The organism is Bacillus sp. T3 (genome assembly GCF_033449965.1).
Classification (GTDB): Bacteria; Bacillota; Bacilli; order Bacillales; family Cytobacillaceae; genus Bacillus_BU.
In genome coordinates, this window is record NZ_CP137761.1 from 1,821,076 (window position 1) to 1,833,732 (window position 12,657).

Sequence of the window (12,657 nt, forward strand, 5' to 3'; positions counted from 1 at the left end):
GATATGATGGATCAATTTGATGTAATTATTATCGGCAGCGGCCATAATGCGTTGATAACGGCTGCCTATTTAACACGTGCCGGGAGAAGTGTATTAGTTTTAGAAAAAAATGACCGTCCAGGAGGATTTCTGCGAACAGAAGAGCTGACACTCCCAGGTTTTAAACATGATGTATATGCTGCTGCACATCCACTCTTTACAACTGGACCAGCGTACGCTGAGTTAAGAGAGGACTTAGAAGCACGCGGGCTTCGCTATATAAATACAGACCTGCCGACTGGTGTTTCATTTGAAGACGGACGAACAGCGGTCCTGCCTACTTCCTTTGAGGAGCTCATCACTGAGGTGGAACGGTTGGCTCCTGGTGACAGCACTGCGCTGCAAAGTATGTTTGAACAGTTGAATCCTTATGTAAACGATGTTTTTGGATTATTTAACATGGATCTTTCCAGTTCAGAAGCTGCACCTATCATCCAGCGTTTACTTCATCAAGAAGGCGGTGTCGGTTATTCACCATTTGCAGCATCGCTCGTTTCCACGGCCCGTAATACGGTTAGTTCACTTCAGTCACCTGTGACGAAGGCGATGCTTGCTTCCTGGGTTACTCACCTTGGCCGCACACTGGATGAGGTGGGAAGTGGCATTTGGGTGCCGCTCACTATGATGGCATTGATGGGCGGGGGAATGCCAATACCTGGAGGGTGGCAGTGAGAAGTTAGTTCAAGCTTTAGCTCAGTTAATTACGGATCAGGGCGGGGAAATTCTTACAAAGATTCAGGTCGAGCGGATAATAGTGGAAAATGGTAGAGCAGTTGGCGTAAGGACCTCAAATGGGAAAAAATACCGTGCCAAACAGGCGGTTGTGGCCTCAACCACACCTGATAAATTGTATCTCTCGCTATTAGCCGATACCGAAATATCACCACCACTGCGAGCACAAGCAAAACAATATCGGTACGGCAGAGGCTGTGTGCAAATTCATTTAGCACTGAGTGAGCCGCCCAACTGGCCGGATAAGCGGTTTAACCGTGTAGGTCAGCCACATCTAACAGATAGTCTAGACGGATTTACCTTAGCTATTGCCCAAGGCGCGGCTAATCTGCTTCCGTCCAATCCTACCTTTACTGTAGACTGTTCGACAAATCTGGATCCTACGCGGGCACCGTCAGGAAAGGCCATCATGCGTATTCAAGTGCTGGAAGTACCTATAAGGCCAAGCGGGGATGCTGCAAATCTTATCGATGTGGGGGATGGGACATGGTCGAATGATTTAACAGAGCGTTTTACAGAACGCGTGCTAAACGTGGTCAGCAAGCATATATCAAACATTCCAAGCGCGGTCATTGGAAAATACGTGGTCACGCCAGACACAATTGCAAAATATAATCCGAATGCTGGTCCGGGAGATCCTTATGGTGGTGCACATGATTTAGGTCAGAGTTATCTTTTGAGACCATTAACAGGGCAGCCTGGTCACCAGACCGCAATACCAAATCTGTATATGCTGGGAGCCGCAACTTGGCCCTGGACATGGGGTAAATGGTGGGTCGGGCTATATAGTAGCTCAGAAACTATTAACACAATAAGACATATTAACTTAACAATTAAATTACTAGAAGCCCCGAAATTTAGGGCTTCTTTATTTGAATGTAGTTAACTTCAACCCTTATTTGGTTAACTTGTTTCGTATATGAAATTGGTTTTTCATGAACATTGTCAGGAAGTGCTAATTTATTCTTCTTTTGAAAAGCACTAGGCATTACGTCAAGAACTACTGTACCACGAACGCAAAGAGTTAATCTTGTTTAAGTTTTTTGCAGCCTGTGTTTTTCAGGAATTAGATATGAAATAACGCCCGCGCTTAGTAAAATGAAGGCTGCCAATCCGAATGAAAAAACATGTGTGGCAAAGACCTCATAGCCCCAACCTCCGAGAAATGAAGAAATCGCCCCTCCAATTTGATGACCAAGATAAGCCCAACCGTATAGTATTCCTAGCAGCCGTATGCCAAAAAGCTCTCCTAAAATAGCGGAAGACATCGCTATACTCCCAGACCAAACTAGGCCACCCAATGCTGCAACTAAATAAAGTTGCCATGTGTTCTGGGAAAATACCAAGCCTAAAAAACCTAATCCGCGTACAAAATAAATAAAAAATAGAAGCTTACGTTTGGAAAAACGATCAGCGATTGAAGCTAAGACGAGAGTGCTGAATATTGCAACAAGCCCTATAAGCCCAACTCCAAATGAAGCAGAAGTAGGTTCAAAATGATGATCTATTAACATCGGAACTGCATGGGAACCCAGCAAGTTCATACTGAATCCACAAGCAAATAATCCCGCTACTATTTGCCAATATGCTTTTGAACGAATAGCCTCTCGCAAAGTGAGCTTTTGAGTTAATTCATCAGCAGAAGTGATGGTGCTTGAAACATCTTCTTTTAAATCAGCCCCTTCTGGAACATCTTCTTTAAAAATGAGATTGGCAGCAGGAACAATTATTATGATAAAAATGAACCCAAAAATGAACAAGGTACTTCGCCAACCGGCTGACTCAATCATAAAAGTAGACAACGGATTAAAAATAGCAATACCAGCCATTGAGCCTGTTGAAAGAGAAAATAAAGCCTTTCCCCTTTGACGAACAAACCAACGACTAATAATCGGAGTTACTGCAACTGGGCTAGTAAATGCAAGGCCGAACGACAGAAACACGCCATACATTAAGAAAAATATCCAGACATTGTTTGTTAACACCGTTCCCAAAATCGATAACTCTATGATGCCAAGCCCCAGCAGAAGAACAAATTTTGTACTATATTTTCCACATAAATAACCCGCGATAGGCATTCCAACACCATACATAATCATACTCACAGAAATGATCATGGATATAAAAGTTCGTGTTACATTTAAATCTTCTATCATCGGTAATACAAACGGTCCTATCCCCAAGCGTAGCCCTACCGTTAACATTGTAATGATCATACTTACAATAACAATATGCCAACCAAAGTAAATTCCTTGTCGCTTTTGAACCATTGAGTGTACCCTCTTTCTATGGCGCGATTAATTTACTGGTAAAAATAGATTCAGAGCGATCCTAAAATTTATATAAGTCGAAAAATTCTGAATTACAAAAACAATAGTGTGGGCTAACCACATCACATACTAACAATACATTACACTTCTGCGTTACTCCTCCTTCCTAAATGTTTTTGGCATTAAGACAGCTACTACTTCCCCAGTAACAACAAGGTTGTCTCCTGCAAATACTTCCGTATATACTCTGTATTTTTTTGGATGGATTTCTTCTACTGTCCCAATTGCCTTTAATGGTTCTCCAAAAGGTGTTGGATGTATGAAATCCACTTTTAGAGAACCTGTCACAAATCTCGGGGATTAACCCCATCTCCGATTTCATTTCCATTCTTTCGGTGCAGATACAAAGATGCTGACCCAGTCCCATGACAATCAATTAATGATGCTAATAAACCGCCGTAAACGAAGCCAGGAACACCTCCTGTATGTTCGGGGCGTGGTGTATAAATTGTTATAGTTTTTTTGCCAATCCACCCTGTTTGAAGATGGTAACCGTTTTCATTTAACCGACCACACCCATAACACCAAGCAAAGTCATCAGGGTAATCATTTTGAATTGCGTTCATTACTTTTTCCTCCATCAAAAAAACCTCCTAAATACAAATAGTAAAAATGCTGTTTTTCTTATGTTAGCCATTGAAACTTAAGCTACATAGACATAGAAAAATTCAAAATAGAAACCTACCAATATCTCATTTTCTATATAAAAGATTATAATACTGTATAAATGATAAGAAAAAGATATATATGTTATTTCACTCATAAGAGTTTCTTATATCACGATGTGGGAGGTCCTAAAATATATGGAGCTTAGACAGTTAGAATACTTTGCCGCAGTGGCTAGGATGGAAAATTTCACAAAAGCAGCCGAAAGGCTACGTATAGCCCAACCCGCACTTTCTCAGCAGATAAAAAATTTGGAACAAGAACTCGGCATTAAGCTCTTTAAACGAACAGGACGAGGGGTAATACTAACTGGGGCAGGGGAGCAATTCTTTATTGGTGCTGAAAAGACCCTAGCAGAAGCAAAAATGGCAAAAGATTCTGTTAAGGGGTTTATAAACTCTCCGCACGGCAAAATTATGGTTGGCGCGTTAGAGTCCATGGTACAAACTAGATTACCAAGCTTGTTGAAAGCGTTCAGTAAGAAGTATCCCGGAATAAAAGTATTTATAAGGGAAAACACAACTGAGCCATTGTTGGAAGCTCTTAAGAAGGGTGAGTTAGATCTCGCTTTGGCTCATTCGGAAGTTATTTACCCATCAAATTTAGATTTTGTTCCACCCAAGGGGCTTTCCTCAAAACCTCTATATAAAGATGAACTGGTGTTGGCCGTCGCCAAAGCACATCCACTCGAGAGGAGAAAAGCGATTTCTTTCAAAGAACTTAGAGAAGAGTCATTCGTATCTTTTAAGGAAGGCTCAGGAATCCGTTCCCAACTACTTGCGACGTGCAATAGAGAAGGCTTTGAACCAATTATTGCCTACGAGTGTGCCTCTCCAAGGACGCTGGTAGCGGAGGGACTTGGTGTTTCAGTCCTTCCTCGTTTAATGGCGGAGTCCCCAGGTCCATCCATATCGATTTTACCCTTAGACCCACCGCTATCCCGTTGGGTTTCGGTATTTTACTTTGAAGGACGCTATCTCTCACCTTGTGCTAAGGCCTTTTTGCGTTTTATGGATGAATACCTTATTTCCGAAAGCGAATAAGATGTTAAATTGTTGAAAATCAATTGTGGTAAATAAAGGAATTTAAAAATCCGATAAAGAATTAGTGAGAATAATAGAGTTTTTCAAGGAGGATCCATAATGCCTGTTATCACAGTGAAGTTGGCAAGGGGAAGAACTAGTGAGCAAAAACAAGAATTCGTTGAGGCGTTAACTAAGGAAGCTGTTAAAACATTAAATGTTAAAGAAGAATGGGTAACTGTATTATTCGATGAATACGAACGAGAAAATTGGGCTTCAAATGGACAACTTCACTCCATTAAATTCGGTGATGGTTTTGGTAAACGAGGTGTAGAATAGGATTTTGAGGAGGGGGAATATGATGTTATTCAGTTTATGGTCCATAATCTTTATATTTTTAGGTATTCTTTCTTTTGGCTTTAATTGGTTTCTAGAGGATTACTTTGAACCGATTGTACCTATAGGAGTTATCTTTTTATTGGTTGGGCTTACCTCTAGTCTTATTGCAATCTATAAAAGTGAGAAAGGGAAAATAAAATTCATATCTCTCGCTTCATTTTTTATTATCATATTTTTAGTAACATGGTTTGAGCCATTCCAAGTTGTTCGTATTGTGGCTTGGCTTAAAAATATTTCTTAATTAATGGGTCTTATCTTATTCACTAATTTTTTGGAAATGGCTAACATAACCTACTTTTAGACGTGGTATAATTATCCAAATTAAAGGAGGTATATAAATGACCGGTGATGCACTTTTTACAATTTTTCCACTTGTATCAATTATCTTTTACATAGCACCAGTTTTATTTATTATTTGGTTTTTAATTAAATTCTTAAAAATACAACAAGAAAAGAATACTATTCTTAAATCTATTTCTGACAAACTTGATAAACTAAATAATTAGACGGGGAAACTCGTCTATTTTTATTTCGTAAAATTCGGTTTAGCATCTAAATATAAATAAGACCGTCTATATATTATTAATTGGGAGAATTGCTTATGAAAAAGCGGGTATTTATATTAGTAATTCTTATTGGACTTAGCCTGATGGGGTGTTCAAATGATAGGCTGTCAGGAGGAAAGCCGCCAAAAGCCTTTATAAAGATTAATAATGAAATGTTTGAAACAACACTCGGTACTTATTGTTGGAACGGGGGTAGAAAAACTACCTGCATTGATACTGTGGGACCAATTGAACTCTTAAAAGGCGAAAAGCCTATAAAAGTTAAATCGGGTGAAAATATAACGTTCGTAATGGACTATAAACCAAAACCAAATGAAATTCATGTTGTACTGATGAGCAATAACAAGGAAACTGAAGTCGAGGTTAAAGATAATCAGTTTACCGTACCTACGCAAAAAGGAGTATATTATTATTCTTATGGCGTATGGTGGATGGATGATAAGGAAGAGAATTTATCCCATGGCGACGCCTTTTATGCTTTCGTTATAGAAGTATATTAGATATTTCTTAAAAGGGAGCAATTCTTATAAAGGAATTGCTTCGTACTATATGTTAGGAATAAATTGTTGAGCAATGACTTTAATGAAAATTAGATTTTTCTCTCCCTTTCTTGTGGATTTTTCTCCATATTTCAAACATCTTATTTTTAGGAAAATTAGATATAATTGATTGGAAATGGAGAGGGGATTTGATTATGACCAAAATGGCAAACGCAAGCCCCTACATTTATGTATGGGGTGAGGTTGCCTTTCTTTTTTAAAAAAACAGAACATTTGTTCTTAAAATTATTGTATTAGAAATATATTCATGTTATACTAAAAATATGAAAAGTCTAATAATATATAAGAGTAATAATCATGTTGTTTATTCCTGTAAGTATCATGTTGTTTGGTGTCCTAAGTACAGAAGGAAAGTTCTAATTGATGGAGTAGATGATAGACTTAAATCTATCATTTATGAAGTAGCGGATGAATCCCATTCTGAAATCATCGAATTAGAGATTATGCCCGACCATGTTCATGTATTACTTGAATGTGATCCTCAATTTGGGATTAATAAACTAATTAGAATAATGAAAGGAAGAAGTTCACGTCTTCTAAGAAAAGAATTTCCTTGGTTAAAAAGCAGAATCCCATCGCTTTGGACAAATAGTTATTTTGTTTCCACTGTTGGTGGAACAACATTAGAGGTGGTGAAACAGTACATAGAAAATCAGAAAGGAGTCTAACACAATGGCCGCATCAGAAGAAAAGAAAAAAGAAACCACGCCATCATTCATTGCGACGATTCGTTTGAGAACCAATCATGTGGAAGAAAAGAAGCTTCTGATGCTATCTGATTGTGCCAGACAACTCTACAATGCTTGTTTGGGAGAAAGTTTAAAAAGGTTAAATTTCATCAGAAACACCCGTTTATTTAAAGAAACGATTTCTTTGGATAAGACAGTCGAAGAACAAAAAGAATTAAGAAAAAAGAATTTTAAACATTTAAACGACTCCTACGGTTTTTCTAGTTATTCGATCCAATCCTTTGGAACGAAAACGAAAAATGCTTCGAACTTTATTAACCGGCATTTAGGCACACATGTATGTCAAAAAATTGCAGACAGAGCGTTCAAAGCTGTGCAAAAATATGCGTTTAGACAGGCAAAAAGAGTTTATTTTAAACGCAAAGGGGAATTCGTCTCTTTAGAAGGAAAAAATAACAAAACGTTTCTAACCTATTCAAACGGATTTGTCTTTGTAGGGAAAGATTTAACTTTAAAATGCCTCATGAACCCAAAGGATATCTGGTTACAAGAGTCATTAAAAAATAGAATTAAATTTTGTAGAATCATCCAAAAAGAGGTAAAGGGAAAAAATCGTTTTTACGTTCAACTAATCCTCGAAGGATTCCCACCGCAAAAATATAAAATGGGAAAGGAAGAAGTTGGATTAGACATCGGACCTTCCACCATCGCCATTGTTGGAGAATCAAAAGCTGAACTGTTGGAATTCTGCAAAGAAGTCGTATATTTGGATAAAGAAAAACGAAGATTACAAAGAAAACTAGATCGACAAAGAAGAAGCAATAACCCTCATTATTTCAATGAAAACGGAACGGTGCGAAAAGGAAAAAAACGCTGGGTTTTATCCAATCGCTATATCAAAACCAGAGTTGAATGGAGAGAGTTTGAACGTAAACGAAAAGAAACAAGAAAACACCTCCATGGAAGAGATACCAATCGGGTCTTACAACTTACATCCTCTATTAAGACAGAAAAACTCTCCTACAAAGCCTTTCAAAAATTATTTGGTAAAAGTATTGGACGGAAAGCACCAAGCCTGTACATATCCCTATTAAAAAGGAAAATATTATCCCAAGGAGGGCAATTCAGAGAGTTCTCTACCTATTCAACAAAATTATCTCAAACCTGTCACTGTGGCAAAATACAGAAGAAAAAATTAAGCGAAAGATGGCATAGATGTGATTGCGGAGTCATCGCACAAAGAGATTTATACAGTGCCTTCTTAGCCAAACATGTAACATCCAGTAACAAAGTAAATTTAAAAAAGGCAAAGGAAGAATGGGAGCAGATAGGTCCTATCCTTAAACAATGTATGGAAGAATTAAAAAATTTAAAACAATGTAGTCCATTAATTTCTGCTTTTGGGATTTAAATCTTTAAAGTTGTTAAATTTAATATTCCGGTGTAGACGTGCCCCGTAACAGTCAATAAGTTGTGAAGGGTAAGGGAATCCGAACCTACGCAAGAAGTTCCGTTTTAACCTTTTGCGTCAGAACGATTTCGACTGTAAAAGACTCATAAATCAAAGTGAAGTCCTGCTTTTATATTATAATAAAAGCTAGAAGAGCCAAGATGGTTTTGGGTTGGAACCCCCTCCATTTATGGATGGGTGAGCGTCAGAAGAAACTTCTGCATCTACCTGTTTATTTTATTGTTGGTCGGGACAGTCGGCTGTTCCAATAAAAAGAAAGTGAAACTGAACAAAAGAATGTAAAACCGAAAGCGGCGATTGTGGAAGTCCAACGATTAAATCGTTTGGAAGAAAATTCGGTTGCTTTTACGGATTCTCTGGATATCAAAATTTTTACTGAAGCAGTCAAAACAGCCGTTGAACAACCAGGAATCGCCAATATGTCAGATCCAATGTATAAGGTAACAGTCGGGGAAGAGTCGTATTTCCTGTGGTTAATCAATGGGGACGGTACCATTATGAATACGAATGATACACATACGATATACAGTCTACTTGACCCATCTACAAATGCCATAGACCAGTTATTCATGAAAACGTTTCCTGCTAAAAAGAAAGATGGGACACTTGATATGGCCTCTTATACAAATTTCCCGTTGGATCCAAATAACGTAGGTTTTTTTATAGGATCCCTAAATCCGACCCCGATTGAAGAGGTGGAAAACGGTGTCTATATAAATGGGGTACATGCCCATGGAGACCGCCAATCGTTTCAAATTTTTTCTAAAGTATCGCAGGGGGACTATCAGAATGCAACAGCTCGCCTAGAAGGTGAAAACCTGATTATTGAAATAACGAGCCACGAGGCAAAAAGTGGGGAGGTAGCCCATCCCTATGTGATTCATAGTTTATCCATGAAAGAAAACCCTCGATATTATGTGGTTATTCGAAATGGTAAAACGGAGAAGCAGGAAGAAATTGCATACGGAATTGAATAGAAAATAGCGGAAGAGACTTTTTGTTATAAAGCAGAACGGTTGCTTATCTTCAATCAGTTCTTCTACGATCTGTGTTGAAATTTGCCATTAAGGGTTTTTACAGTTTTAGCATTTATTAAAAGTTTCATAGAATACTTCATTGGAGGTATAATTAAATGTATGAATATAAATATGTAGAGACTTCGTTGGGAGGATTTTTTTCAGCTCCAACACATAGAGAAACCATTGATGCTTATGCAGCTGAAGGCTGGAGATTAATACAAGTTCTGCCGATGGAATATAATGGTCATGGCAAACCAACATCATATGAGATAATTTTTGAAAGGCTAATTCAAGACTAGTTTTTTCATTACAGATTATCTTTTCTTGTCTATTTAATGAAAAGGGTATATGAAATTTGTTGGAATAGTAGATTTATTTTTGTAAAGAAAAATGTAAACTTGAAATGGATAAAGTTTGTATAAAACGGTATGGCTGTTGCCAGCCGTTTTTCTTATAGGGATTACAAAAACTTTTTAATGGAGTACTTCAGTAACCGTTCGACAATTACTTCACTGTAAAATAAATTAAAAAGAACAAGAGGAGAAATTTGTATGAAGATAAGTAAACATAACGCAGAACATTATGTATGGGGAAATATTTGTGACGGCTGGCATTTGGTAAAAAGCGATGGATTAAGTGTCATTCATGAACAGATGCCAGGTAATACTTCAGAGGTAAGGCATTTTCACAAACAAGCACGACAATTTTTCTTTGTTTTATCTGGTACGGCTACGTTAGAAGTTAATGGAGAATACATTATTTTGAACACTCATGAGGGAGTTGAAATTCCACCTCTAACACCACACCAAATGATTAATGACTCAAATAATGATGTTGAATTTTTGGTTATTTCTCAACCTGCAAGTAAAGGTGACAGAGTTTTAGCAGAAGAATAATTTGATTTGTTCTTCGTCTAAAGGGCGCGCCTTTCGTATATTCAAATGATCCCTAAGGGGAAATGTTTTAAATGGAGGATAAAGTGTGAATAACATTATCTTATTTGATGGTCTATGTAATTTTTGTGATCATAGTGTTCAATTTATAATTAAAAGGGATAATAAAGCAATATATAAATTTACTTCCATACAAAGCGATGTTGGGCAGAAAATATTGCAAAAATACAAAGTTCCTACTAATGTAGATAGCTTAATTCTTATTAGTAATAATAAATACTACACAAAAACATCAGCAGCCTTACGAATTTGTAAGAATTTAAAGGGTGGTTGGCAGCTTTTACAATGCTTGTTAATTGTTCCAAAACCAATCCGTGATTTTTTCTATACCATTCTTTCAAAGAATAGATATAAATGGTTTGGGAGGAAAGAAAGTTGCACGATACCGTCTCCCGAGTTAAGAAAAAGATTCTTATAAAGTATGTGCGAAATAAAAGAAGCAAAATACTACCCGTAGGCCTTGCAAAAAGACAATTATTACGAAACTTCCGCTCCATGGATGGTTAAGGGCATAGTTTTGTCCTGATAACAAAAACTAACAGAATGAAAACGGTAATTATATAAAGGAGATAGTCTATGCTGAAAAAGATAAAAAAAATCATTCAAGTACTCCTATTTGTATTTATCGGCACATGTTTCATTCTGCTTGTTTGGGGTAAAATTGACAGAACAGCAGCCGAAAAAAGGATGGTATTTGACCAGCAGCCCATACAATACCCGATTCGCCAAAGTAATATTACTGTGTATACGGACGGGAAAAAGTTAATCAATCAATACTTCTCAGATATAACGAAAGCTAAACATTACGTGTATATCAACTTTTTCTCTATTGCTGATGATAAAGTAAGTCATCAGTTTCTAGATTTATTGAAACAAAAAAGCCAAGAAGGTGTAGAAGTATATTATGCAGTGGACAGGCTAGGTGGAATTTTACTAAAGGAAAAGGAAAGAGAATTATTGGTTAAAGCAGGAGTGCATTTTACGTATTACAATAAGCCTGCTTTTCCTTATCTTTTTTCTTCTTTGGATCATCGGAATCATCGCCGTATTTCAATTATTGATGGAAGGATTGGCTATATTGGTGGATTTAACATAGGTAAGAAGTATTTAGGAGAAAAAGTAAAACTCGGTCATTGGAGAGATTATCATCTTCAGATTCGAGGAGAAGGAGTTCAAGATCTAATACATCAATTTGTATTGGACTGGAAGAAAAACACAGAGCAGAAGATTCCACTACACAACGCGACAAAGGAAAAGGGAGCAACTTTGCATCGATTTACTGCATATTATAGCGGAGAAAAGCTTGGGCAAGATTATGCAATGCTGTTTCAACGAGCAAAAAAGTCCATCATTATAGAAACACCTTATTTTATACTTAAAGACAAAACTATTTGGAACTCATTAGTGGATGCTAGAAAAAGAGGAGTCCATGTTAAAATTCTGTTCTCACCCCATTCGGATGCACTGTTAGTTAAAGAAGCAGCTTATCCATATATTCGAAAAGCATTAAAACAGGGAATCGAAGTATACGGTTATAAAAAGGGAGTGTTACACGCTAAAGTATTCTTGATTGATGAAACGGTATTAATGGTTGGGACCGTAAATTTTGATTCGCGCTCGTTTCATTTAAATGAAGAAATGAACTGTTATATCCATGACCCTGTCTATATTTCAAAAATAAAGCCAGAAATCAATAAAGACATCCAAAATTCAAAACGTGTAACATCCTCTGACGTCAATCAATTATCTTTAAAAGAAAAAATTAATGAAAAAGTTGCAAAAATGATTGAGTATTATTTGTAAAAACTAAATGATTGATCATTGAAATAATACCTGATGATACTTTTATTCAATCAAATGATGTTTTGAGATATTAAGACTTAAATATCCTACTAAAATAAAGCAATTCTCAATAAGGAGAATTGCTTTATTTTGGTAGGATTCTATCCAATATTTTTCTCTTCTATAGATATTTTATCTCAATTCATCCCAATATAAAAAGACGTACTCTGGTTCATTCTCTTTTTTCAACTCATCAACACTTGCCATTTTATCTGAAGTTTTCTGTTTATTCGTACGTAAAGTATTACTAGCGTTCTGTTTTAAATCCTTTTCATCCATTAAATACACTCTCCTTTTTAGGATAGTTTGTGTCCTGCCATTTTTCTTATTCTTTTTTTGTAAGGAAACAACTAATCCAATACAAAATTG

General features: G+C 36.8%; 16 protein-coding genes and 1 pseudogene. 14 read left to right on the forward strand and 3 right to left on the reverse strand.

Going from position 1 to position 12,657, the window contains the following annotated elements; genetic code table 11:
• The first annotated feature begins 3 nt into the window (after positions 1-3).
• The gene (locus RGF10_RS09440; protein WP_318508782.1) at positions 4-711 is read left to right on the forward strand and encodes a phytoene desaturase family protein; all 708 of its coding nucleotides are present in this window, start codon (positions 4-6) and stop codon (positions 709-711) included.
• A gap of 28 nt (positions 712-739) precedes the next feature.
• Entirely contained in the window at positions 740-1,657 is a 918-nt protein-coding gene (locus RGF10_RS09445; protein ID WP_318509394.1) for a phytoene desaturase family protein, read from the forward strand.
• Between the two features lie 148 nt (positions 1,658-1,805).
• On the opposite strand, the gene RGF10_RS09450 is transcribed toward RGF10_RS09445, so the two are convergent.
• Together RGF10_RS09450 and RGF10_RS09455 are read right to left on the reverse strand one after the other, a co-directional pair.
• The gene (locus RGF10_RS09450; RefSeq protein ID WP_318508783.1) at positions 1,806-3,041 is read right to left on the reverse strand and encodes an MFS transporter; all 1,236 of its coding nucleotides are present in this window, start codon (positions 3,039-3,041) and stop codon (positions 1,806-1,808) included.
• A gap of 153 nt (positions 3,042-3,194) precedes the next feature.
• Positions 3,195-3,682, reverse strand: a pseudogene (locus tag RGF10_RS09455) (PaaI family thioesterase).
• Between the two features lie 222 nt (positions 3,683-3,904).
• Here RGF10_RS09455 and RGF10_RS09460 point away from each other — a divergent pair.
• From RGF10_RS09460 to RGF10_RS09515, 12 genes are all read left to right on the forward strand, one after another.
• Positions 3,905-4,810, forward strand: a complete 906-nt coding sequence (locus RGF10_RS09460; RefSeq protein ID WP_318508784.1) for a LysR family transcriptional regulator — start codon at positions 3,905-3,907, stop codon at positions 4,808-4,810.
• Between the two features lie 99 nt (positions 4,811-4,909).
• Positions 4,910-5,128, forward strand: coding sequence for a tautomerase family protein (locus tag RGF10_RS09465; protein WP_318508785.1), 219 nt, complete (start codon positions 4,910-4,912; stop codon positions 5,126-5,128).
• A 19-nt stretch (positions 5,129-5,147) separates the two neighbouring features.
• The gene (locus tag RGF10_RS09470) at positions 5,148-5,429 is read left to right on the forward strand and encodes a hypothetical protein (protein ID WP_318508786.1); all 282 of its coding nucleotides are present in this window, start codon (positions 5,148-5,150) and stop codon (positions 5,427-5,429) included.
• A gap of 97 nt (positions 5,430-5,526) precedes the next feature.
• Positions 5,527-5,694, forward strand: coding sequence for a hypothetical protein (locus RGF10_RS09475; RefSeq protein WP_318508787.1), 168 nt, complete (start codon positions 5,527-5,529; stop codon positions 5,692-5,694).
• 95 nt (positions 5,695-5,789) lie between these two features.
• Positions 5,790-6,254 (forward strand): hypothetical protein, encoded by a 465-nt coding sequence (locus tag RGF10_RS09480; protein WP_318508788.1) that lies wholly within the window; start codon positions 5,790-5,792, stop codon positions 6,252-6,254.
• Between the two features lie 323 nt (positions 6,255-6,577).
• A complete protein-coding gene (gene tnpA / locus RGF10_RS09485) occupies positions 6,578-6,982 on the forward strand; it encodes an IS200/IS605 family transposase (protein WP_318508789.1) in 405 nt (134 codons plus the stop codon).
• 4 nt (positions 6,983-6,986) lie between these two features.
• A complete protein-coding gene (locus RGF10_RS09490) occupies positions 6,987-8,414 on the forward strand; it encodes a transposase (RefSeq protein WP_318508790.1) in 1,428 nt (475 codons plus the stop codon).
• A 359-nt stretch (positions 8,415-8,773) separates the two neighbouring features.
• Positions 8,774-9,451 (forward strand): YhfM domain-containing protein, encoded by a 678-nt coding sequence (locus RGF10_RS09495; RefSeq protein ID WP_318508791.1) that lies wholly within the window; start codon positions 8,774-8,776, stop codon positions 9,449-9,451.
• A 155-nt stretch (positions 9,452-9,606) separates the two neighbouring features.
• On the forward strand, positions 9,607-9,792 hold the full coding sequence (locus tag RGF10_RS09500) for a DUF4177 domain-containing protein (RefSeq protein ID WP_318508792.1): 186 nt from the start codon (positions 9,607-9,609) through the stop codon (positions 9,790-9,792).
• Between the two features lie 252 nt (positions 9,793-10,044).
• On the forward strand, positions 10,045-10,389 hold the full coding sequence (locus tag RGF10_RS09505; RefSeq protein WP_318508793.1) for a cupin domain-containing protein: 345 nt from the start codon (positions 10,045-10,047) through the stop codon (positions 10,387-10,389).
• A gap of 85 nt (positions 10,390-10,474) precedes the next feature.
• Positions 10,475-10,864 (forward strand): thiol-disulfide oxidoreductase DCC family protein, encoded by a 390-nt coding sequence (locus RGF10_RS09510; RefSeq protein ID WP_318508794.1) that lies wholly within the window; start codon positions 10,475-10,477, stop codon positions 10,862-10,864.
• A gap of 158 nt (positions 10,865-11,022) precedes the next feature.
• Positions 11,023-12,249: a phospholipase D-like domain-containing protein gene (locus RGF10_RS09515; protein WP_318508795.1), complete on the forward strand. Its 1,227-nt coding sequence runs from the start codon at positions 11,023-11,025 to the stop codon at positions 12,247-12,249.
• A gap of 171 nt (positions 12,250-12,420) precedes the next feature.
• Here the strand turns inward: RGF10_RS09515 and RGF10_RS09520 are convergent, their stop codons facing one another.
• Positions 12,421-12,567 (reverse strand): hypothetical protein, encoded by a 147-nt coding sequence (locus RGF10_RS09520; protein ID WP_318508796.1) that lies wholly within the window; start codon positions 12,565-12,567, stop codon positions 12,421-12,423.
• Positions 12,568-12,657 lie beyond the last annotated feature (90 nt).